Genomic DNA, 22,233 nt, shown 5'->3' with positions numbered 1-22,233 from the left:
TAAGTTATTCATGACTGAATACAGGGGTAAAAAAGTCGTCATTGTCGGGTTAGGGCTGACAGGTCTTTCCTGTGTTGACTTTTTTATCACGCGGGGTGTGACTCCGCGTGTAATGGATACCCGTATCGTACCACCGGGCAGCGATAAGCTGCCTGATGATGTTGAATGCCACACTGGCAGTTTAAATAAACAATGGCTGCTTGATGCTGACTTGATCGTTGCCAGTCCGGGAATTGCGCTGGCAACGCCTGAATTGCAGGCTGCGGCAGATGCTGGCGTTGAAATTGTTGGAGATATTGAGCTGTTTTGTCGTGAAGCCATGGCACCGATTGTTGCCATTACGGGCTCAAACGGAAAAAGCACGGTGACTACTCTGGTCGGTGAGATGGCAAAAGAAGCCGGATGGCTGGTTGGGATAGGGGGGAACATTGGTATCCCTGCTCTGGAATTACTGAAAAAACCTTGTCAGTCATATGTATTGGAGCTTTCCAGCTTCCAGCTTGAAACGACTTACAGCCTGACAGCTGCCGCCGCGACTGTACTGAATGTCACCGAAGACCATATGGTGCGCTATCCAAAAGGGTTATCACAGTATCGGGCGGCGAAATTGCGGATTTACGATCAGGCAAAAGTCTGTGTAGTGAATGAACAGGATGTTTTGACGTTGCCAGAGGCGGGCAAAGATAGCCGTTGTACCAGCTTTGGTGTGGGCTGCGGGGATTATCAACTTGATAGAGAACATCAACAATTGGTGGTCAATCAGTCCCCTGTGTTGTCAACCCGTGAAATGCAGTTGGCTGGGCAACATAACTACACGAATGGGCTGGCGGCATTAGCTTTGGCGGATGCTGTCGGTATTCCTCGTGCGGCCAGCCTTCAGGCATTGCGGACTTACTCTGGGTTAGACCACCGTTTTCAGGTGATTCATATGAGAAATGGTGTTCGTTGGGTAAATGACTCTAAAGCAACCAATGTTGGCAGCACCCAAGCGGCACTCAGTGGTCTGGATCTGGAAGGTACGCTTTATCTTTTATTGGGCGGCGATGGCAAAGCGGCAGACTTTACTCCGCTGAAACCCTATATCGCAGGGAATAATATTCGTCTTTACTGTTTTGGTCGTGATGGGGATCAACTGGCGCAATTGCGTCCTGAAATCTCAATACTGACAGAAACGATGGAACAGGCGATGAGAGAAATTGCATCTAAGCTAGTTGTTGGCGATATGGTTTTACTGTCACCCGCTTGCGCGAGTTTCGATCAGTTCAATGGTTTTGAACATCGTGGTCATGAATTTGCCCGTTTGGCAGAGGAGTTAGGCTGATGACCATTCCAGGCCTTGGTAAATTTAAAAATTGGTTGGCGGGAAATGTGGAAGCAGATACCACAGATATCGTCATGTATGATCGTACCCTGGTCTGGATGGTATTGGGGCTGGCTGTTATCGGCTTTATCATGGTGACATCAGCCTCAATGCCAGTTGGTCAGCGTCTCGCTAAAGATCCCTTTATCTTTGCGCAACGTGATGCGATTTATTTGTTACTGTGCTTTGTATTATCTCTGGTCACGCTGCGCATTCCGATGGATTTCTGGCTGCGTTACAGCAATGTCATGTTGTTGTGCACAATTATGATGTTGGTTGTGGTGCTATTTGTCGGTAGCTCGGTCAATGGTGCGTCACGTTGGGTGGCGTTTGGCCCGCTGCGTATTCAACCTGCCGAATTGTCGAAATTATCGCTCTTTTGCTACCTTTCCAGTTATCTGGTCAGAAAGGTTGAGGAAGTAAGAAACAATTTCTGGGGGTTCTGCAAGCCAATGGGCGTCATGATTGCATTGGCGATTTTGCTGTTGGCACAGCCGGACTTAGGCACAGTGGTTGTGTTGTTTGTTACAACATTAGCACTGCTGTTTCTGGCAGGGGCAAAATTATGGCAGTTTCTTGCCATTATTGGCTGTGGAATATTTGCCGTATGCGTACTGATTGTTGCTGAACCTTATCGTATTCGCAGGGTGACCTCTTTTCTGAACCCGTGGGATGATCCGTTCGGCAGTGGTTATCAGTTAACCCAGTCACTCATGGCATTTGGTCGTGGTAGTTTCTTCGGGCAAGGACTGGGAAATTCAGTCCAAAAATTAGAATACCTGCCAGAAGCCCATACTGACTTTATTTTCTCCATTCTGGCCGAAGAATTAGGTTATTTCGGTGTGGTTTTAGTGTTGGCAATGGTATTCTTCGTCGCTTTCCGCGCAATGATGATTGGTCGCAGGGCATTGCAGCTTAATCAACGGTTTTCGGGCTTTTTGGCTTGTGCAATCGGCGTATGGTTCAGCTTTCAGGCCTTCATCAATGTTGGTGCAGCGGCAGGTATGTTGCCAACGAAAGGATTAACATTACCTCTGGTCAGTTACGGTGGTTCGAGCCTGATTGTGATGTCAACAGCCATCGTCTTGTTATTGCGAATTGATTATGAAGTGCGCCTGACAAAAGCACAGGCGTTCGTAAGGAGCCCTAAATGAGTGGCAAAAACCGGCGTTTAATGGTGATGGCAGGTGGTACAGGCGGTCATGTGTTTCCGGGACTGGCTGTTGCCCACCATTTAAAAGAGCAAGGGTGGGATATTCGCTGGTTGGGAACGGCTGATCGCATGGAAGCTGATTTGGTTCCAAAACATGGCATTGATATTGAGTTTATTCAGATTTCAGGATTGCGGGGCAAGGGAATCAAAGCACTACTGGCGGCCCCCATTAGAATTTTTAAAGCGATTCGGCAGGCAAAAGCGATTATGCGTCGTTACCAGCCGGACGTTGTACTGGGGATGGGAGGCTATGTCTCTGGCCCTGGTGGAATAGCTGCATGGTTATGTGGCATTCCCGTTGTTCTGCATGAACAAAACGGCATCGCAGGGCTGACTAACCGTTGGTTGGCTAAAATTGCCAAAACGGTTTTACAGGCATTTCCGGGAGCATTTCCTAAAGCACCGGTTGTTGGTAACCCTGTACGGGAAGATGTATTGGCATTACCCCTGCCTGCACAGCGTTTGGTTGGGCGTGAAGGCCCTGTTCGGGTGCTGATTGTTGGTGGTAGCCAGGGAGCAAGAATTCTGAACCAGACTATGCCAGAAATCGCCGCTCGCTTGGGCGATAAAATCACATTATGGCATCAGGCCGGTAAGGGCGCTCAGGAAGAAACACAGAAAAAATATGAAAATTTGGTCAAATCTGAATTCAAAGTGACTGAATTTATTGATGATATGGCACAGGCTTATGTGTGGGCAGATGTTGTGGTGTGTCGTTCTGGTGCGTTGACGGTCAGTGAAGTCTCTGCTGCGGGCTTACCTGCCATTTTTGTTCCATTTCAGCATAAAGATCGCCAGCAATATTGGAATGCCTTGCCATTGGAGAAAGTAGGGGCTGCAAAGATACTCGAACAGCCTGAGTTTACGGTCGAAGCGGTGGCAGAATTGTTAACTCAGTGGCAACGCCCTCAATTACTGGAAATGGCAGAAAAAGCGCGCTCAGTGGCTATCATTAACGCAACCGAGCGGGTGTCAGCAGCACTGATCGATGCTGTTGAAAATCATTCAGGCCGTTCTAAATAGAACGGTGAAGTAAACATAACGAGTGAAGATTAAAACGTGAATACACAACAATTGGCGAAATTAAGAGCTTCAGTGCCTGAAATGAGAAAAGTCAGGCATATCCACTTTGTCGGCATAGGTGGTGCTGGCATGGGTGGTATCGCCGAGGTGTTGGCTAATGAAGGTTATCAGATAAGTGGTTCTGATCTGGCGCCCAATCCTGTCACACAACAACTGATTGCACTGGGCGTAACTATTTATTTTAATCACCGCCCGGAAAATGTGCGGGATGCCAGTGTAGTGGTTGCATCCACAGCTATTCCTGCGGATAACCCAGAAATTATTGCGGCTCGTGAAGCGCGCATTCCAGTGATTCGCCGTGCAGAAATGCTGGCAGAGCTTATGCGTTACCGTCATGGCATTGCCATTGCAGGAACGCATGGAAAAACGACTACAACAGCCATGATTGCCGGTATTTATGCGCAAGCGGGTCTCGATCCAACCTTTGTTAATGGTGGGCTAGTGAAGGCCGCAGGCACACATGCCCGTTTAGGTAGCAGTCGTTACCTGATTGCGGAAGCTGATGAAAGTGATGCGTCATTTTTACATTTGCAACCCATGATGGCAGTGGTTACCAATATTGAAGCAGACCATATGGATACCTATCAGGGAGACTTCGAAAATCTGAAACAGACGTTCGTTAATTTCCTGCATAACCTGCCGTTTTATGGTCGGGCTGTGATGTGCATTGATGATCCTGTTGTGAAAGAACTCATTCCCCGGATTGGGCGTTATATCACAACCTACGGTTTTAGCGAGGAAGCGGACGTTCGTATTACTCACTATGAGCAGAAGGGCGCACAGGGATTCTTCACTATTAGCCGGCATGATTTGCCAGAACTGCATGTGGTGTTAAATGCACCGGGGCGTCACAACGCGTTGAATGCGACGGCTGCTGTGGCTGTAGCGACAGAAGAGGGCATCAATGATGCTGCTATTTTGGCGTCACTGGCAGAATTTCAGGGAACCGGGCGTCGATTTGATTTTCTGGGTGAGTTTTCCCTCAGGCATATCAATGAGAAAGAAGGCAGTGTGATGTTGGTAGATGATTATGGTCATCATCCAACTGAAGTTGACGCTACGATTAAAGCTGCACGGGCTGGTTGGACGGATAAACGTATAGTGATGGTATTCCAGCCGCACCGTTATTCAAGAACGCGTGATTTATATGATGATTTTGCCAATGTTCTGAATCAGGTAGATGTTTTATTGATGCTGGATGTATATGCAGCAGGTGAAACCCCTATTCCTGGAGCGGATAGCCGTTCGTTATGCCGTACTATCCGTAGCCGTGGAAAATTGGATCCGATTTTCGTGTCAGAGCCTGAGCAAATTTCAGTCATACTGTCACAAGTAATAGAAAACAATGACTTAGTATTGGTACAGGGTGCCGGTAATATCGGTAAAATAGCGCGCAATCTGGCTGAAACAAAATTACAGCCATCTTTTAATGAGGGAGAACATCATGGTTGATAAAGTCGCCGTTCTGTTAGGTGGAACATCCGCTGAACGTGAGGTATCACTGCTGTCAGGACAAGCTGTTGTGGCAGGGCTGAAAGAAGCCGGCATTGATGCCCACTCAGTTGATACAAAAGACTTTGATGTGACTAAACTCAAGGAAGAAGGATTCAGTAAAGTTTTTATCGCGCTACATGGCCGTGGCGGTGAAGATGGCACTGTGCAAGGTTTGTTGGAATTTTTACAACTTCCTTATACCGGCAGTGGTGTTATGGCCTCAGCCTTGTCAATGGACAAATTGCGCACAAAACATCTATGGCAAGGAGCAAAACTGCCGGTTTCTCCTTATGTCGCAATTAATGTTCAAAAATTTGAACAAGTTAATGATTTTCAACTCAAAGAGTATGTTCAAGAATTAGGCTTGCCATTAATGGTTAAACCCAATCTGGAAGGTTCCAGTGTAGGGATGACTAAAGTGAATGACTATTCCGAATTGCGCGGCGCATTGGAATTGGCATTCCAGTACGACACTAATGTGTTGGTTGAGAAATGGTTGTTTGGCCCTGAATATACCGTGGGTTTTTTGGGGGATGAGGCGCTTCCTTCAATCCGTATCCAAGCTCCGGATGTGTTTTATGACTACGATGCGAAATATATTTCCAACGAAACACAATACTTCTGCCCAAGCGGTTTAAGTGCAGAAAAAGAGCAGGAAATGATGGAGATCGCATCAAGGGCTTACAAGGCGCTGGGATGTAGTGGTTGGGGACGAGTCGATATTATGGACGATGGCAATGGTAACTTTTACCTGTTGGAAGTGAATACTTCCCCGGGCATGACCAGCCATAGTCTGGTGCCCATTGCTGCACGTCAGGCAGGGCTCAATTTTTCTCAACTCGTAGCGAGAATTTTGGAATTGGCTGATTGATATGTCACAGGCAGCCCGGAATTTCCGGGAGCGGGAGAGCGAAGCTCAGGGAGCTCGTCCCAGTAATGGTTATTATCTGGTAGGGATTATTTTCTTCCTGATGGTGATTGGTATCATCACATGGGGAGGCTGGATGACCTTGGACTGGATGAAGGATTCGAACAGATTACCGCTCTCAAAACTGGTGTTGACTGGTGAACGCCATTACACCACGAATGATGATGTCAGACAGGCTATTTTGTCTTTGGGGGCACCCAAAACATTTATGACTCAGGATGTCAACGTCATTCAAGAAAAGATTGAGCAACTGCCATGGATTCGGCAGGTCACTGTACGTAAACAATGGCCTGATGAACTGAAAATACATCTGGTAGAATACGTTCCTTATGCGCGCTGGAATGACACCCAAATGCTGGATGCAGAAGGCCGGGTATTCAGCTTGCCGACGGAACGCAGTGCAAACGGGCAATACCCGATGCTACAGGGGCCAGAAGGCAGAGAAAAAGACGTATTGGATGAGTACCGTATAATGGCGTCTTTGCTTGAAGGACACCAAATTAAATTGAAAACGGTGATCATGACAGCGCGCAACTCCTGGCAGTTGATATTGGATAACGGTATCCGATTGGAGTTAGGAAATCGAGATAAAATGGAGCGAATGAAACGTTTTGTTGAACTTTATCCTGTATTGCTGAAAAACACGGAAAAGCGCGTGGACTATGTTGACTTACGTTATGACAGCGGTGCTGCGGTAGGTTGGGCTCCTTTATTAACTGATACGCCGGTTTCAATGAACGGGCAAGAAAACAAACAGTGACTGGTAATAATACAGAAACAGGCAGAATAACGATGATCAAATCAACGGACAGAAAATTGGTAGTTGGCCTTGAAATCGGGACAGCAAAAGTATCTGCCCTGGTTGGTGAAATTCTGCCCGATGGTATGGTTAATATTATCGGAGTAGGAAGTTGCCCATCTCGCGGCATGGATAAAGGCGGTGTCAACGATCTTGAGTCGGTCGTTAAATGCGTACAGCGAGCCATTGATCAGGCTGAACTTATGGCAGATTGCCAAATCTCTTCAGTCTATCTGGCGCTTTCCGGCAAACATATCAGTTGCCAGAACGAAATTGGCATGGTGCCGATTTCGGATGAAGAAGTTACACAGGATGATGTGGACAGCGTTGTCCATACGGCCAAATCGGTTCGTGTTCGTGATGAACACCGTATTCTGCATGTGATACCACAGGAATATGCGATTGACTATCAGGAAGGGATCAAAAATCCAGTCGGGCTGTCCGGTGTGCGTATGCAGGCAAAAGTCCACTTGATTACCTGCCATAACGACATGGCGAAGAATATCGTAAAAGCTGTTGAACGTTGTGGTCTGAAAGTTGACCAACTTATTTTTGCCGGACTGGCAGCAAGTTATGCTGTGCTAACGGAAGATGAGCGTGAATTGGGAGTGTGTGTCGTTGATATTGGCGGCGGCACGATGGATATCGCTGTATACACTGGCGGCGCGTTGCGTCATACCAAGGTTATTCCTTACGCAGGCAATGTGGTGACCAGTGATATCGCCTATGCGTTTGGTACTCCCCCAAGTGATGCGGAAACCATCAAGGTTCGCCATGGCTGCGCATTGGGCTCAATAGTCAGCAAGGATGAGAGTGTAGAAGTCCCGAGCGTGGGAGGTCGTCCTCCTCGCAGTTTGCAGCGTCAGACATTGGCTGAGGTGATAGAGCCTCGTTATACCGAACTGCTGAATTTAGTAAACGATGAAATTTTGCGATTGCAGGATCAATTGCGTCAGCAGGGCGTAAAACACCACCTGGCAGCGGGGATTGTCCTGACAGGCGGAGGAGCCCAGATTGATGGTCTTGCCGATTGTGCTCAGCGGGTATTCCATACCCAAGTGCGCATTGGTCGTCCCCTGAACATCACCGGGTTGACAGATTATGTGCAGGAGCCTTGCTACTCAACAGCAGTTGGGCTTCTGCATTATGGCAAAGAGTCTCACCTTGGGGGAGATTCTGATGCCGATAAAAGAACGTCAGTGAGCGGCTGGTTTAAGAAAGTCAGTCACTGGCTGAGAAAAGAATTTTGATTTTTTATACAGAGGCTACGACAATGTCGCCGGCCTTGATATAAAGGCACAAAACGGAGAGAAATTATGTTTGAACCACTGGAATTAACCAACGACGCGGTGATTAAAGTCATCGGCGTCGGCGGCGGCGGCGGTAATGCTGTAGAGCACATGGTGCGTGAGCGTATTGAAGGTGTAGACTTCTTTGCGATTAACACTGATGCTCAGGCGCTGCGTAAGACGGCTGTTGGTCAGACTATCCAGATTGGCAACGGCATTACAAAAGGATTGGGTGCTGGAGCAAACCCTGAGGTTGGCCGTACTGCTGCGGAAGAAGATCGCGAATCATTGCGTACCGCACTGGAAGGTGCTGACATGGTATTCATCGCCGCAGGCATGGGTGGTGGTACAGGAACAGGGGCGGCCCCTGTTGTGGCCGAAATTGCTAAAGAACTCGGCATTCTGACTGTTGCTGTTGTCACTAAGCCATTTAATTTTGAAGGCAAAAAACGTATGGCCTTCGCGGAACAAGGGATCACTGAACTGTCCAAGCATGTGGATTCATTGATTACCATTCCAAATGATAAATTACTGAAAGTTCTGGGTCGCGGAATTTCCCTGTTGGATGCATTCGGTGCAGCTAATGACGTTCTGAAAGGAGCGGTACAGGGTATTGCCGAACTGATTACCCGCCCGGGATTGATGAACGTTGACTTCGCTGACGTTCGTACCGTGATGTCTGAAATGGGTTACGCCATGATGGGATCTGGTATTGCACAAGGTGAAGATCGAGCGGAAGAGGCAGCAGAAATGGCTATCTCCAGCCCATTACTGGAAGATATTGATCTTTCTGGTGCACGCGGCGTTCTGGTTAACATTACAGCGGGCTTCGACCTGCGACTGGATGAATTTGAAACGGTGGGTAACACAATCCGTGCATTTGCTTCTGATAATGCAACGGTAGTTATCGGTACGTCACTGGATCCAGATATGAACGATGAGTTGCGCGTGACTGTCGTGGCTACCGGCATTGGGATGGATAAACGTCCTGAAATTACGCTGGTGACCAACAACAAAGCGCCTCAGGCAAACACGATGGATCGCCGTTACCCGCAGATGCCTGGTGGCATTCCAGCGTTGTCTGATGAGAACAAAACAGCAGCCAAAGTCGTTAATGACCAGAGTACGCATACAAGCAAGGAACCTGATTATCTGGACATTCCTGCATTTTTACGTAAGCAGGCCGATTGATTGCTAAAAAATTGGTTTCTCCGCTTTTTGTGCTAAACTATCCTGCCAATCATGCTTTATAGTGATTGGCGGGATAAGTAACATTGCGAGATATAAACGATGATCAAACAAAGGACATTAAAACGTATTGTTCAAGCGACGGGCGTCGGTTTGCACACCGGTAAAAAAGTCACGCTGACAATGCGTCCAGCACCGGCTAATACCGGGGTCATCTATCGTCGTACTGACCTGAATCCTCCGGTAGATTTTCCGGCAGATGCTAAATCTGTACGTGATACCATGCTCTGCACTTGTCTGGTGAATGAGCATGATGTACGGATTTCAACCGTTGAGCATTTGAATGCAGCGTTGGCAGGGCTGGGTATCGATAACATTGTTGTTGAAGTCGATGCGCCAGAAATCCCGATTATGGATGGTAGCGCTAGCCCGTTCGTTTTCCTGCTATTGGATGCGGGTATTGAAGAACTGAATGTAGCGAAAAAATTCGTGCGCATGAAAGAGAGTGTTCGTGTGGAAGAGGGTGATAAATGGGCTGAATTGTCGCCTTATCACGGTTTTAGTCTCGATTTTACCATTGACTTTAACCACCCCGCGATCGATTCCAGCTCACAGCGTTATGCACTGGATTTCTCAGCAGATTCATTTGTTCGCCAGATCAGTCGTGCGCGTACTTTCGGCTTTATGCGCGATATTGAGTACCTGCAATCTAAAGGACTGTGTCTTGGCGGCAGCTTCGATTGTGCGATTGTAGTAGATGATTATCGCGTGCTCAATGAAGATGGTTTGCGCTTCGAAGATGAATTTGTGCGCCATAAAATGCTGGATGCGATCGGCGATCTGTTTATGTGTAGCTATAACATCATTGGCGCCTTTACTGCGTTCAAGTCAGGCCATGCATTGAACAACAAACTGTTACAAACAGTTTTGGCGCAGGAAAGCGCTTGGGAGTTTGTCACATTTGAAGATGAAGCTGAAATGCCACTGGCTTTCCGTGCTCCATCACTGGTGTTGGCATAATGGCTAACGTGTGTATTGGTAAAGAGTGTTGAGAACATTCCGATGATGCACCAGTGGGTTATGTTATCTATTACGCTCCTTTCGCTGATGTTTTTTATTCAGCGTTAGCGCTTCTTCTTGGCTGCACTGGTACCCTCTCCGGCCAGCGCAGCCAATCGTTCCAATCTTCTTTTCAATTTCTCAGGGCTATGTTCAGCCAACATCATTAATGTTTTTGCGCTTTCATGAGTGAGCTGGCGCTTTGGTAATTCCTTATTATCATTATTGAATGCCTTTGTTGACGATCCTGAAAGACTCTGAGCATTATTATCACACTTAATCATTAATGATGGATTAATCCTGATGTCGATTGAGGATAAAGATGGTAGAATTTCGCTCCTTAGAGTAGATAGCAAAACGGGGATTTCATAACGAAGCCGGGTCATCCAACTGGCATTTCCTGCTTCCAGTACCAGAATTTGTTTGCGATAATTGGCGACCCTGCACCATGGGTGTAATTGGGCAGGAAGCAAACTGAGAACGGCACGGTTGAGTTTCAATAATGCGATGGCATGTCTTTGAATAACCTGAAGCGGGCTTTTCCCGACAGTCGCCGCGTCTTCAAATAGCGTATCTAGTGATTGTGGGCGGCTATCTCGCATAATAAAGGCAGTTCCAGTATTTATTAATGAAGGGTTAATGAGTATTTTAAATCTTTGGCGACAATTTGGTAGGCGTTATTTTTGGTCTCACCTTTTACTGGGCATGGTTGCTACAGGAATTGGTGTCCCTGCTGTTTTTGCCGGAGTGACAGAAAGTCCTTCCCATACAAACACTTCCTCTACCCAGGGAAACCAGAATCAAGCCTTTTCCTCGTTTGAGCATTTGTTCCAATTACATTTATTTCAACTAAAAAGTGTTCAGCGTCAACCCTCGAATTATTTAAATTACTGGCAGCAACACGCTGTTCGTAATGTTATCCGTCAACTTTCTTTTGCTTTTTCGATTACGGAACCTGTTAAGTACGAAGCAGCAAAAGAAAGCACCCGGATTTCTTCTCCAACCATGCAGCAACTTATGCTGGATACGTTGCATGCCATGCTGACTCAGGCTCCAATGCCATATGATGAGTCTATCTCAGATGTTGCAATGTTGAAAGTTGTGCATCCTGATACCCATACTCCAGCATTCTGGGTCGCCAAAACTCAAGGCATCAGGGCAGGGCCGGTATCCAATCAATTATCTTTGCTTTAATGTTTCTGTCTTGTTTTTCTTTTAATTAAGACAGTTTTTAGGAAATGATTGGTTACAGAAGAAGTAGCCTTATCCGAGATGTACTAATTATGCTGATTAAATTACTAACGAAAATTTTTGGTAGCCGTAATGATCGTACTTTGCGTCGCTTACGCAAAGTGGTTGATGTAATCAACCGTCTGGAGCCGGATTTTGAAAAACTCTCTGATGAAGAACTGAAAGCGAAAACAGAGCAATTTCGTGCTCGTTTGAAAGAAGGAGAGTCGCTGGATAAAATTCTGCCGGAAGCGTTTGCGACGGTGCGTGAAGCCAGTAAACGTGTATTTGGTATGCGTCACTTTGATGTGCAGTTGCTGGGCGGGATGGTATTGAATGAACGCTGCATAGCAGAGATGCGTACTGGTGAAGGTAAGACACTGACCGCAACATTACCGGCTTATCTTAACGCCTTAAGCGGGCGCGGTGTCCATGTTGTAACCGTGAACGACTATCTGGCACAACGTGATGCTGAAAACAATCGTCCATTGTTTGAATTTCTTGGCCTGACAGTGGGCATTAACTTGCCTGGTATGGCAGCGCCAGCAAAACGTGAAGCCTATGCCGCTGACATTACTTACGGCACCAACAATGAGTATGGTTTCGACTATTTGCGTGACAACATGGCGTTCAGCCCAGAAGAACGAGTCCAGCGTAAATTGCATTACGCATTGGTGGATGAAGTGGACTCCATTCTGATCGATGAAGCTCGCACCCCATTGATTATTTCTGGGCCTGCGGAGGATAGCTCTGAACTTTATATCAAAGTGGATAAGCTGATCCCGAAACTGATCCGTCAAGAAAAAGAGGATTCAGATACATTCCAGGGTGAAGGACACTTTTCTGTTGATGAAAAAACACGCCAAGTCAATTTGACAGAACGTGGTCTGGTATTGGTTGAAGAGTTATTGGTGGAAGCCAAATTAATGGAGGAAGGTGAATCCTTGTATTCTCCGACCAATATTATGCTGATGCACCATGTGACGGCTGCCCTGCGCGCCCATGCGTTGTTTACCCGTGATGTAGACTATATTGTCAAAGATGGTGAGGTCATCATTGTTGATGAGCACACCGGGCGAACCATGCAGGGTCGTCGTTGGTCTGATGGCCTTCATCAGGCGGTGGAAGCCAAAGAACATGTTGAAATTCAGAATGAAAACCAGACACTGGCGTCTATCACATTCCAGAACTATTTCCGTATATATGAGAAACTGGCAGGGATGACGGGTACTGCCGATACAGAAGCCTTTGAATTTAGCTCTATTTATAAATTAGATACCATCGTCATTCCAACAAACCGCCCAATGATCCGTCAGGATTTACCTGATCTGGTTTACATGACAGAAGCAGAAAAAATTGAGGCGATCATCGAAGATATCAGAGAGCGTACAAGCCGTGGTCAGCCCGTTTTGGTGGGAACCATTTCAATTGAGAAATCAGAGGTTGTTTCTAACGCATTAACTAACGCCGGTATTGTACATAACGTCTTGAACGCAAAATTCCATGCAATGGAAGCTGACATTATTGCTCAGGCAGGTCAGGCCAGCACGGTGACCATTGCGACTAACATGGCGGGGCGTGGTACCGATATCATGTTGGGCGGAAGCTGGCAGACAGAAATTTCCAAACTGGAAAATCCAACTGAAGCAGAAATCGAAAAAATCAAAGCTGCGTGGCAAGAGCGCCATGATGCGGTATTGGCTGCGGGTGGTTTGCATATTGTTGGTACAGAGCGTCATGAATCCCGCCGTATTGATAACCAGTTACGTGGTCGTGCGGGACGTCAGGGAGACGCTGGTTCTTCGCGCTTCTATCTGTCAATGGAAGACTCCTTGATGCGCATTTTTGCTTCTGACCGCGTTACCGGCATGATGCGTAAACTTGGTATGCAGCCAGGGGAAGCGATTGAACATCCATGGGTGACTAAAGCAATTGCTAATGCCCAGCGTAAAGTTGAGAGCCGTAACTTCGATATCCGTAAGCAATTACTGGAATATGATGATGTTGCCAATGATCAGCGTCGGGCGATTTATGCCCAACGTAACGACTTGCTTGATGTGAGTGATGTTAGTGAAACTATTGCCAGCATTCGTGAAGATGTTTTCAAGACCACGATTGATGCTTATATTCCACCACAATCACTGGAAGAAATGTGGGATGTTGAAGGATTGCAGGAACGTTTAGTCAACGACTTCGATCTGGCGCTGCCAATTAAAGAATGGCTGGATAAAGAACCTGAGCTGCATGAAGAGACGCTACGTGAGCGCATTCTGGAGAAAGCGATTGAGGTTTATAAACAGAAAGAAGAAGTTGTCAGTGCAGAAATGATGCGTAACTTCGAAAAAGGCATCATGTTGCAAACCTTGGATACATTGTGGAAAGAACATCTGGCAGCGATGGATTACCTGCGCCAGGGCATTCACCTGCGCGGCTATGCTCAGAAAGATCCGAAGCAGGAATACAAGCGTGAATCTTTTGCCATGTTTTCCAATATGCTGGAATCACTGAAATATGAAGTGATCAGCACGTTGGGCAAAGTTCAGGTCAGAATGCCAGAAGAAGTTGAAGCGTTGGAGCAGCAGCGTCGTGAAGAGGCTGAACGTCTGGCAAGACAGCAACACCTGAGCCATGAAATCGAGCAGGGAGCGTTGATGTCAGAAGCAGAAGCTCAGATGGCAACAGGAGAGCGTAAAGTTGGCCGCAACGATCCATGCCCATGTGGTTCTGGCAAAAAATATAAGCATTGTCACGGCCGCTTATAATTAAAACTAATTTTGCTAATGGTGCGTAACCATTAGCAAAAAACAGCTCAAACCCTCGTTCAATCGTGACGGGGGTTTGATTATATTGACGATTAAATCTTAGCCTTTTCGTCACTCTCCAATACCAATACTTGCATATTGCCTACATTTTCAATGAATTTATCGTCATGGGAAATAAGTACCATTGCTCCGGTATAATCATGCAATGCTTTTTGAAGTAATTCACGTGATTCAATATCCAGATGATTATCTGGTTCATCTAATAACAGTAGGGCAGGTGCATATGGCCCACAGAACAGGCAAGCCAGCGCGACCTTAAGTTGTTCTCCTCCACTCAGATAGCCGACAGGCTTCAGAGCTTCTTCGCCACGAATACGTAATTGTGCCAATCGAGTGCGGTAGCGATCTTCAGTCCAACCCGGTGACTGCCGTTGAAAGTTATACAGCGCAGATTGAGTTTTATCGAGAAACGAAAAATGTTGATCCATTAAGCGATACGAGGGGGTTATTCGGCAAGTTCCCTGTTTAGGCAAGTAATTCCCCGCCATCACCTTTAATAAGGTTGATTTTCCACTGCCGTTTTTGCCAACGACAGCAAGACGCTCATCATTATTGATAGTCAGACTGATAGGAGATCCTGAACCAAAAGGTAAGATGACATCCTGTAAGTAAAGTAGAGGAGCAGTAGCCGTTTGTGGGGCCGCAACGACAATTGATAATGGATCGATAATTTCCAGTTTCGCTCTGGCATCTGTAGCGAGTGATGAACTCCTTTGAGTTCGTTCTGTGTGTTGTATTGCTTGCCGTGCCAGCGTGGCTTCTGAGCGCCCAAGTTGACGATCAAGGAGGATTTTGGCTTGATTGGCATTTTCTCGTTTTTGCTTGCCTTGACTTTGCCTTTTACTGGTTTTTTCACGGTCTTTTTGCTTATCACGCAAAACTTGTTTCAGACTTTTTTGAGTTTGATCCACTTCGCGTTGAATACCGAGCCTTAGTTGTTCCTTACTTTCCTGCCAAGTTTCCCATCCACCGATACTACGAGATAGCCCCAATCCACCAAGTTCATAAACAATCGATACATGTTGTAAAAGTTGGGTATCATGGGTTATCAGCAAAATACCACCGCTGAAAGTTCCCAGCCATTGAGATAACCAAAGACGCCCTGGCCGATCAAGGTGGTTACTTGGTTCATCCAGAATCATAAAACCCGCACCTTGCCGCTTTAGCGCTAATAGCCTGATCCGTGTTTGCTCACCACCGCTGAGGGAATCAAAAGGCTGATTTAATATATCTGGATTGAGTTCACCTTCCGCAAGCAAAGATTCAGTCTGAAATTGCCAGTCCCAATTACCTTCCATAACATCAAAATCTGCGGCATCACCAACACCTGCCAGAACACGTCTATTAGCATTCATTATATTGGTTAATCCCAACATATCGGCAGCGTTACCAGAAAAAGATGCTAATCCCTGTGACAAATAGCCCACATCACAGAAGTGTTTCACATTACCTTCTGTGGGAGAGGTCTGTTTTGCCAATATTGATGCCAGCCAGGATTTACCAATGCCATTACGCCCTACTAACGCATGTTGCTCTGCATTCAAAAACATATCAATGCCAGAAAAGAGAGGCTTTGTTTCGCCAGAAAACTGATAGGCGATGTGTCTTGCTTCGATTAATGATTGAACATCATTTTGCATAAACTGTGTTTCCTTAATCTTTAAAATAGTCGTTTGAATCTATTTGTAGGCTAATTTCTTACACTGTTTGCAATCTGTTTTTACATGATAGGTTTTATGTCGTGAGGTTATGGGTAATAAAAATCGGTGGAAATCGGCTAGACATTGAATGAAATACAAGTTTGCGATTCAAGCTAATTTTAATGTAGTCTGCAAGAGATAATCACCTAAGTTAAATAATCAACAGCAAGAAAAGCAATTATGGAAAAAAAACATCTGCATATTGCAGCAGGTATCATTAAAAATAGCAATGATGAGATTTTTATCACACAACGCAATGCTGATTCACATATGGGCGGATTTTGGGAGTTTCCCGGAGGAAAACTTGAACAGGGAGAAACGCCTGAACAGGCGTTAATCAGAGAGCTAAAGGAAGAAGTTGGTATCACGGTAACTCATAGTGAAATGATGGATACCATCACACATGATTTTCCTGACAGAAGAATCACGCTCTACTTTTTTCTGGTCGATGAATGGAAAGATGAGCCATTTGGTAAAGAAGGGCAACCTTCTCGCTGGGTTTTGCAATCAGAATTAATTGCTGATGAATTCCCCCCGGCAAACCGCAGTATTGTGGATTTACTGACGAATTAGCTTTTTATTGGTTAGAGGTTCATTAATTGGCTATTTGTTGGATAGTCTGGTTTTGAAATCAGGCATTATACAGCAGCGCCGAATATCACTGGCGCTGCTGTATTAGCGGTCACAACTGAAATAGCAGTTATAACCAGAAGTTAGGCGATATTACTTATCCAGATTTGGATCTTCGCTCCAGTTATCATTCTCTGAACTGTCGCTCTGGCTCGGTATTTTCTTTTCTTCGCTGGCCCATTCGCCTAAGTCGATTAGTTGGCAACGTTTACTGCAAAATGGGCGGTACGGGCTAATTTCCCCCCATATTACTGTGTTGCCGCATGTAGGGCATTCGACAGTCAATACTTCAGACATCTTACTTTCTCCTGCTAAATTTGAATCCTATGTTAACAGCAGGCTAATTCAAATGACAAATGAGCAGGCACAACGCCATGTTCACTATCCATAGGCAAGAAACGGATGGCAAAGCGCGTCTTGTAGCCAGAGACTTGTGGATAAACTAATGCACCCAACACAACGTCTAGCTTTAATCTCAATAAGTCTGCCTCATCAGCGTTTCCCTGATAGAACCCATTATGACTGGTTTTAGGAGTGAATGCCGCTGAATGGCGTATGAGTCCTAAAATGCTTTCCAGTGCTTGTTGTAATGGGCGAAGGCTATCTAACCAGTTTTTTACGGATTCGTCCCTGACAGATTGGGGTAAATGCAGCCACAGATGCAATGTTGGCAAATCAAAGCTACAACATCCTCCGGGGATACTGAGTCGTTGGCGCACCATACTGATAATGCGATCTTCTTTGATATATTGGCTCAGTCTTGGGGCTTTATTCAAAGCAATACTGCGTCCCTTAAGTTGTTCTGCCAGATTTTGGATCATTGCAGTATCAGCATTGGGAGCACAGAGCCACTGTTTCAATTTTGCCTGTTGACGGTCGAGTTCTTTCAATAATTCAGAGCGAACTTCACCACGTTCTAAAATCTCAATTAATTCGGCAATTGTACGGAAAAACGCGAGGCTACTCGCCTGAGAATCCAGATGGCGTTGTTTTTCCAACTGTTGTAGTGAAGATTCAATTCTCAACCATGAACGCATTTTTTCATTGAGTGGATGTTCAAAAATAATAGTGGAGGTTGCATCACTCATTATGGTTTTCCTGTCTGACTGATTTTGCTAGTTTTAAATACTGTTGATGTAGTTCGACCACACGGGAAGCAATATTTTGCTCGTCGTTGCGGTTAATAATGACATCATCTGCTTTTTCCAGTCTGGCCTGACGGCTGGCTTGTGCAGCCAGAATATTTTCGACCTGCTCACGGCTCACGCCATCACGAGCCATAGTTCGGGCTATCTGTGTTTCTTCTGGGACATCAACAACTAAAATACGGTCTGCTAAATGCGTTAAATTATTTTCAATAAGTAGGGGAACTACCCAAATAACATAGGATGCAGTAACTTGGTTCAGTTGTTTGTGTGTTTCTTTTTGTATCAGCGGATGCAAGAGCGCATTGATCCACTGCTTTTCTTCCGGGGCAGCAAAAATTTTTTGGCGCAGCAATGCGCGGTTAAGGCTGCTATCGGCTAATAATATGTCGGGACCAAAGTGTTCTGTGATTGCCTGCAATGCGGGAGTGCCAGGAGCAACAACTTCTCTGGCAATAATATCAGCATCAATAAGAGGAACACCAAGGGATGAAAATACATTAGAGATAGTCGTTTTACCGCTACCAATTCCACCTGTGAGTGCAACAATATAAGCCATTCTATCCCTTAAAATATTTCTGATAGCATAATTAAATTGTAACCCAAGGGAGGCTGATGAGCTATAAACAAACGCGTATATCCCTCCTGCCTTCCAAGTTGAATTGTTAAATACGCTTTTTTACAAGCCACATGATTCACTATATTAACTGTGTTCCTTGGGATACGTTCTCTAACACCACGCTGTAACCTGAAACCCATTGTCTAATACTTCTGCTTTTTGCTCCTGAGAAAAAACAACCCGATATGTAAATATATTGTTAAGATAATATTGTGCCTAATTGAAAAATGGGCAGGTACATGGCCAGCAATAATAAACCAACAACCAGTGCCATTATTAGCATCAATAGAGGTTCAAGTAATTGAACTAAACTATCAGCAAGGTTGATGGATTTTTCCTGATACCATTTTGCAAGATTAAATAAAAATAACTCTAATTGCCCAGATTCTTCACCTATAGTGACAAACTGTTGACATAAAGAAGGAAAATATTTTGCTTTTTTTAAAGCATCACTCATTGGAACCCCTTGTTGGATTTGCCGATGTAAATATTTTATGCCAGTGATAAAAACAGGGTGGTGAGTGGCATTAAGTGCGCATTCCAGCCCGGTTGTAAGTGTTAACCCTGCTTTCTGTGTCATAAATAGAATATGGAATACTTGATTGGTTTGCTGGTAAATCGTGAGTTGCTTAAACAGGGGAAGTTTCAGCAGGAACATTTTTTCCTTTTTTTGCACGATGGAAAAGTGATGGCGTAACCACAGATAACTAATCAGTGATATCAATATTACTATCAGCAATAGTACTCCATGCTGAATTAAGAAATCAGAACCCGATAAAACCCATTGGGTTAACAAAGGCAAAGTAGCATTAAATGAAGAATAAACGTGCCGGAATTCCGGCAAGACAAAAACCAACATCAGGATGACAACGAGAATACTCACAAAAGCGACAATCAAAGGGTAACGATAAGCCTTTTGAATTTTCTTCCTTAACGTATCTTGCTGCTCCAGCCGATGAAGGATTAATTGACAGCAATTTTCAAGTTGGCCTGTTTGTTCTCCTACAGCAATAATCTGGCTGAATAAGGGAGGAAATAATTTTGGATAATATTCCAATGTTGTGGAGAATGGTTCACCTTGGCTAATTTTCTGAATCATGTCTGTTAATACACATCGCCAAAGTGCATGTTTGCATTCTTGTAATAAGATAGCTAATCCCCGAAGCAGGGGAATTCCTGAAGTCAGTAACGAGCTTAACTGATGAATAAAATGCAGGCGATAAGCAACCTCCTTTTCACTATAATGAATGACTTTTTTGCATTTAATCGAATAGGGTTGCAAATCGAGATAATTTAAGTGTTGAAATACGCTTTTTTTGCTGTGGCCGATGCTTTCTCCCTTGATGGATTTTCCTTTATTATTAACCGCTTGCCATTGGTAAATATATTCTATTTTCATACTGTCTCATGGCCTGTAATCTGATAAATCTCTTCGAGGGTAGTTATTCCTTTTTCCACTAATGCCAACCCTGCTGAAAAAAGCGTTGCATCCTGTTGTGAGGCAAATAAATGTGAAATGTTTTTACTTGCATGTTCAGACATCATTGACTGCTGGAGTTCTGGTTTTATTTCGAGAAATTCGTAAATAGCTGTCCTGCCGTAATAACCAGAAAAACAGTAATCACAACCAACGGCATTCCACTTTCTGATAGAGACAAGTTGCTTTGCAGATAAGGGGAGAGTTTTTGTCTCACTGATAAGGTTAGGTATGATGGTGGGCGTTATGTCTTGCTGGCGGCAATGGGGGCAGAGTTTACGAACCAGTCGCTGTGCAATAATCAACTTCACGCATGACGCTGTCGTGTAGCCAGAAATTCCCAAATTTTGCAGGCGGGATAGAGTATCAATGGTGGAGTTGGTATGCAGTGTTGATAAAACCAAGTGCCCCGTTTGCGCTGCTTTCATTGATATCTCGGCGGTTTCATTATCACGAATCTCACCAACCATGATGATATCGGGATCCTGGCGTAATAATGCCCTGAGAACTTTGGCAAAATCCAGCCCAATCTTATTATTTACAGGTGTCTGGTTGATGCCATTCAATGGAATTTCAACAGGATCTTCGACACTACAGATATTCTTTTTGGCTTGGTTTAAATATTGCAGACAGCTATAGAGCGTGACAGTTTTTCCACTCCCCGTTGGGCCGGTTACCAAAATCATTCCTTGTGGTAAATGGATCTTCTGTTTTAATAATTGTAACTGTGGTTCAGGCATACCCAGTTGTTCCAGGGACAATTGGTGTATGGTATTTAAAATACGCAGAACTATTTTTTCCCCATGTAAGGTTGGTAGTGTTGATATGCGTATTGCATAGTTATTTGTATTATCGCTCCAATCAAATTGCCCATCCTGAGGTTGGCGTTTTTCAGCAATATTGAGTTTTGCCATAATCTTTAACCGAGCGGGAATACTGGTATTCATTTGAGCTGGTGGAGTGTGCATGGCATGTAATATCCCATCAACTCGGATACGTATTTGATAACAATGTTGGGAAGGTTCAAAATGAATGTCTGAAGCTCTTTTCTGGATTGAGGTTAATATTGTTTGGTTGATTAATTGAATAACAGGTGTATCTATATCCTCATCCTGAAAACCGTTTACTTGCACCATATGAAGATTGGAATGGTGATTATCCAGACTATCAATGCGATAAGATTTATCTCCATTATTTTCTGCGCAGTGATGTTCTTCTGATACGACGGGTTTTTCCTGCATCAGCAGTGATTCTATTTTTGCTTCTGGCCAGATGTCTATATTAACCATTAAGCCGGAAATAAAACGCAATGCAGCGACGAAATCCTCATTGGGTGATTTACTACAGGCAATAGTAATAGTTTGGAGATCTTTTTTTATAATAATCGATTGGTGCCGTTGACATAATTCCTTTACTTCTCTTTCCATTAAGAGATTTTCTTTATTTGTCATTAATTACATTCCTTTGAACGGTTAATTATTTAACACGATTTTTTGAAAAGGTTATTTAAAAGTATGTTTTTAGAATTTTAAGGTTTCCTGACATTTTAGTTTTAATGATTCATTTTTAGATTCACAAATAGTATTCCATTGTGTGATACCTGTTTTCATATCTTGAGTGGGTTTTAAAGTGGCGTTAAGTCCGCTGAGATTTTGTTGCCCTACGACCGTTATTTCACCCTCTTTTACTGTGATGGTACTGACATAGCGACTATTGTGGCCTGATGGGATGGACGCTTGTCCAGAATGGCAGTCCCTATAATTTTCAGTTTCAAAGCGACAAAGCTCCACGCCGGATTTATAAGGTACGACAGCTTGTAGCATGTCGGTCAATGCTGCTTTCTGGATATATCCCTGATAACTGGGAATACCAATTGCGCCGAGGATAGATATAATTGCCATAACAACCATCAATTCTATTAATGTAAATCCATGTTGATTCATTTTTCTTCCTTATGCTTATTTGAGTTAGCTATCAAAGTTGGTTATGGATAAATGCAGATATGAGTAAGCATGAAGTAAACAGAGGAAAATAAAATGGCTTTAGCTATATTTATGGAATTGATTTGAAAAAATAATAATGTGTTACATTTTTTGCAAAAAAATTTTCGAGCTTGATCGTAAATAAAAAACGTCACCAATCTTGGTCAATTGAAGGTGTTGACATGTTAAGCTGTTACACTTTAAGTAGTCACATG

At 44.6% G+C, this 22,233-nt stretch carries 20 protein-coding genes; 12 read left to right on the top strand and 8 right to left on the bottom strand.

Annotated elements, in window-relative coordinates:
* Positions 1 to 10 precede the first annotated feature (10 nt).
* The 9 genes from murD to lpxC all read left to right on the top strand — a co-directional run bounded on the left by murD (position 11) and on the right by lpxC (position 10,374).
* A complete protein-coding gene (gene murD, locus AAC854_RS00720; RefSeq protein ID WP_340615480.1) occupies positions 11 to 1,321 on the top strand; it encodes a UDP-N-acetylmuramoyl-L-alanine--D-glutamate ligase in 1,311 nt (436 codons plus the stop codon).
* Positions 1,321 to 2,514 carry a cell division protein FtsW gene (ftsW, locus tag AAC854_RS00715; RefSeq protein ID WP_340615448.1) on the top strand — a complete coding sequence of 398 codons (1,194 nt, stop codon included), beginning with the start codon at positions 1,321 to 1,323 and terminating at the stop codon, positions 2,512 to 2,514. The genes murD and ftsW overlap by 1 nt, the downstream gene beginning before the upstream one ends.
* The gene (gene murG / locus AAC854_RS00710) at positions 2,511 to 3,596 is read left to right on the top strand and encodes an undecaprenyldiphospho-muramoylpentapeptide beta-N-acetylglucosaminyltransferase (RefSeq protein WP_340615447.1); all 1,086 of its coding nucleotides are present in this window, start codon (positions 2,511 to 2,513) and stop codon (positions 3,594 to 3,596) included. The genes ftsW and murG overlap by 4 nt, the downstream gene beginning before the upstream one ends.
* A 36-nt stretch (positions 3,597 to 3,632) precedes the next feature.
* The gene (gene murC, locus AAC854_RS00705) at positions 3,633 to 5,108 is read left to right on the top strand and encodes a UDP-N-acetylmuramate--L-alanine ligase (protein WP_340615446.1); all 1,476 of its coding nucleotides are present in this window, start codon (positions 3,633 to 3,635) and stop codon (positions 5,106 to 5,108) included.
* Positions 5,101 to 6,021 (top strand): D-alanine--D-alanine ligase, encoded by a 921-nt coding sequence (locus tag AAC854_RS00700; RefSeq protein WP_340615445.1) that lies wholly within the window; start codon positions 5,101 to 5,103, stop codon positions 6,019 to 6,021. Before murC ends, AAC854_RS00700 begins: the two co-directional genes overlap by 8 nt.
* Before the next feature lies 1 nt (position 6,022).
* On the top strand, positions 6,023 to 6,838 hold the full coding sequence (gene ftsQ, locus AAC854_RS00695) for a cell division protein FtsQ (RefSeq protein ID WP_340615444.1): 816 nt from the start codon (positions 6,023 to 6,025) through the stop codon (positions 6,836 to 6,838).
* 32 nt (positions 6,839 to 6,870) lie between these two features.
* Entirely contained in the window at positions 6,871 to 8,127 is a 1,257-nt protein-coding gene (gene ftsA, locus AAC854_RS00690; protein WP_047963082.1) for a cell division protein FtsA, read from the top strand.
* A 66-nt stretch (positions 8,128 to 8,193) separates the two neighbouring features.
* A complete protein-coding gene (gene ftsZ, locus AAC854_RS00685) occupies positions 8,194 to 9,357 on the top strand; it encodes a cell division protein FtsZ (protein ID WP_340615443.1) in 1,164 nt (387 codons plus the stop codon).
* 99 nt (positions 9,358 to 9,456) lie between these two features.
* Complete coding sequence (gene lpxC / locus AAC854_RS00680) at positions 9,457 to 10,374, top strand: UDP-3-O-acyl-N-acetylglucosamine deacetylase (protein ID WP_340615442.1); 918 nt, start codon at positions 9,457 to 9,459, stop codon at positions 10,372 to 10,374.
* Between the two features lie 104 nt (positions 10,375 to 10,478).
* Here the strand turns inward: lpxC and AAC854_RS00675 are convergent, their stop codons facing one another.
* Positions 10,479 to 11,015, bottom strand: coding sequence for a DUF721 domain-containing protein (locus AAC854_RS00675; RefSeq protein ID WP_340615441.1), 537 nt, complete (start codon positions 11,013 to 11,015; stop codon positions 10,479 to 10,481).
* 37 nt (positions 11,016 to 11,052) lie between these two features.
* On the opposite strand from AAC854_RS00675, the gene secM reads away from it, so the two are divergent.
* Positions 11,053 to 11,607 (top strand): secA translation cis-regulator SecM, encoded by a 555-nt coding sequence (gene secM, locus AAC854_RS00670; RefSeq protein WP_340615440.1) that lies wholly within the window; start codon positions 11,053 to 11,055, stop codon positions 11,605 to 11,607.
* Between the two features lie 89 nt (positions 11,608 to 11,696).
* On the top strand, positions 11,697 to 14,405 hold the full coding sequence (gene secA, locus AAC854_RS00665; protein ID WP_340615439.1) for a preprotein translocase subunit SecA: 2,709 nt from the start codon (positions 11,697 to 11,699) through the stop codon (positions 14,403 to 14,405).
* A gap of 92 nt (positions 14,406 to 14,497) precedes the next feature.
* Here the strand turns inward: secA and AAC854_RS00660 are convergent, their stop codons facing one another.
* On the bottom strand, positions 14,498 to 16,105 hold the full coding sequence (locus AAC854_RS00660) for an ATP-binding cassette domain-containing protein (RefSeq protein WP_340615438.1): 1,608 nt from the start codon (positions 16,103 to 16,105) through the stop codon (positions 14,498 to 14,500).
* A 240-nt stretch (positions 16,106 to 16,345) separates the two neighbouring features.
* Between AAC854_RS00660 and mutT the strand changes: the two genes are divergently transcribed.
* Entirely contained in the window at positions 16,346 to 16,738 is a 393-nt protein-coding gene (gene mutT / locus AAC854_RS00655) for an 8-oxo-dGTP diphosphatase MutT (RefSeq protein ID WP_340615437.1), read from the top strand.
* Between the two features lie 150 nt (positions 16,739 to 16,888).
* Here the strand turns inward: mutT and yacG are convergent, their stop codons facing one another.
* From yacG to ppdD, 6 genes are all read right to left on the bottom strand, one after another.
* Positions 16,889 to 17,092: a DNA gyrase inhibitor YacG gene (gene yacG, locus AAC854_RS00650; protein WP_047963090.1), complete on the bottom strand. Its 204-nt coding sequence runs from the start codon at positions 17,090 to 17,092 to the stop codon at positions 16,889 to 16,891.
* Positions 17,093 to 17,124: 32 nt separating this feature from the next.
* Positions 17,125 to 17,883 (bottom strand): cell division protein ZapD, encoded by a 759-nt coding sequence (zapD, locus tag AAC854_RS00645; protein WP_340615436.1) that lies wholly within the window; start codon positions 17,881 to 17,883, stop codon positions 17,125 to 17,127.
* Positions 17,876 to 18,499 (bottom strand): dephospho-CoA kinase, encoded by a 624-nt coding sequence (gene coaE, locus AAC854_RS00640; RefSeq protein ID WP_340615435.1) that lies wholly within the window; start codon positions 18,497 to 18,499, stop codon positions 17,876 to 17,878. Before coaE ends, zapD begins: the two co-directional genes overlap by 8 nt.
* Before the next feature lie 259 nt (positions 18,500 to 18,758).
* Positions 18,759 to 19,958 (bottom strand): protein transport protein HofC, encoded by a 1,200-nt coding sequence (gene hofC / locus AAC854_RS00635; RefSeq protein WP_340615434.1) that lies wholly within the window; start codon positions 19,956 to 19,958, stop codon positions 18,759 to 18,761.
* Complete coding sequence (gspE, locus tag AAC854_RS00630; protein WP_340615433.1) at positions 19,955 to 21,487, bottom strand: type II secretion system protein GspE; 1,533 nt, start codon at positions 21,485 to 21,487, stop codon at positions 19,955 to 19,957. Before gspE ends, hofC begins: the two co-directional genes overlap by 4 nt.
* 69 nt (positions 21,488 to 21,556) lie before the next feature.
* Positions 21,557 to 21,979 (bottom strand): prepilin peptidase-dependent pilin, encoded by a 423-nt coding sequence (gene ppdD, locus AAC854_RS00625; protein ID WP_340615432.1) that lies wholly within the window; start codon positions 21,977 to 21,979, stop codon positions 21,557 to 21,559.
* Between the last annotated feature and the right edge of the window lie 254 nt (positions 21,980 to 22,233).

The organism is Xenorhabdus entomophaga, from assembly GCF_037996725.1.
Taxonomy (GTDB): Bacteria; Pseudomonadota; Gammaproteobacteria; order Enterobacterales; family Enterobacteriaceae; genus Xenorhabdus; species Xenorhabdus khoisanae.
Note: the sequence above shows the minus strand (reverse complement) of the source record. Positions and strands in the feature narration are given on the sequence as shown.

Excerpts from the sequence above, each read along its gene's own strand:
- ftsQ (WP_340615444.1), top strand. The coding sequence starts at position 6,023 with ATGTCACAGGCAGCCCGGAATTTCCGGGAGCGGGAGAGCGAAGCTCAG.
- ftsW (WP_340615448.1), top strand. The coding sequence starts at position 1,321 with ATGACCATTCCAGGCCTTGGTAAATTTAAAAATTGGTTGGCGGGAAAT.
- secM (WP_340615440.1), top strand. The coding sequence starts at position 11,053 with ATGAGTATTTTAAATCTTTGGCGACAATTTGGTAGGCGTTATTTTTGG.
- lpxC (WP_340615442.1), top strand. The coding sequence starts at position 9,457 with ATGATCAAACAAAGGACATTAAAACGTATTGTTCAAGCGACGGGCGTC.
- AAC854_RS00660 (WP_340615438.1), bottom strand. The coding sequence starts at position 16,105 with ATGCAAAATGATGTTCAATCATTAATCGAAGCAAGACACATCGCCTAT.
- murG (WP_340615447.1), top strand. The coding sequence starts at position 2,511 with ATGAGTGGCAAAAACCGGCGTTTAATGGTGATGGCAGGTGGTACAGGC.
- gspE (WP_340615433.1), bottom strand. The coding sequence starts at position 21,487 with ATGACAAATAAAGAAAATCTCTTAATGGAAAGAGAAGTAAAGGAATTA.
- AAC854_RS00675 (WP_340615441.1), bottom strand. The coding sequence starts at position 11,015 with ATGCGAGATAGCCGCCCACAATCACTAGATACGCTATTTGAAGACGCG.
- AAC854_RS00700 (WP_340615445.1), top strand. The coding sequence starts at position 5,101 with ATGGTTGATAAAGTCGCCGTTCTGTTAGGTGGAACATCCGCTGAACGT.
- zapD (WP_340615436.1), bottom strand. The coding sequence starts at position 17,883 with ATGAGTGATGCAACCTCCACTATTATTTTTGAACATCCACTCAATGAA.
- murD (WP_340615480.1), top strand. The coding sequence starts at position 11 with ATGACTGAATACAGGGGTAAAAAAGTCGTCATTGTCGGGTTAGGGCTG.
- yacG (WP_047963090.1), bottom strand. The coding sequence starts at position 17,092 with ATGTCTGAAGTATTGACTGTCGAATGCCCTACATGCGGCAACACAGTA.
- ftsA (WP_047963082.1), top strand. The coding sequence starts at position 6,871 with ATGATCAAATCAACGGACAGAAAATTGGTAGTTGGCCTTGAAATCGGG.
- ftsZ (WP_340615443.1), top strand. The coding sequence starts at position 8,194 with ATGTTTGAACCACTGGAATTAACCAACGACGCGGTGATTAAAGTCATC.
- mutT (WP_340615437.1), top strand. The coding sequence starts at position 16,346 with ATGGAAAAAAAACATCTGCATATTGCAGCAGGTATCATTAAAAATAGC.
- coaE (WP_340615435.1), bottom strand. The coding sequence starts at position 18,499 with ATGGCTTATATTGTTGCACTCACAGGTGGAATTGGTAGCGGTAAAACG.
- secA (WP_340615439.1), top strand. The coding sequence starts at position 11,697 with ATGCTGATTAAATTACTAACGAAAATTTTTGGTAGCCGTAATGATCGT.
- ppdD (WP_340615432.1), bottom strand. The coding sequence starts at position 21,979 with ATGAATCAACATGGATTTACATTAATAGAATTGATGGTTGTTATGGCA.
- hofC (WP_340615434.1), bottom strand. The coding sequence starts at position 19,958 with ATGAAAATAGAATATATTTACCAATGGCAAGCGGTTAATAATAAAGGA.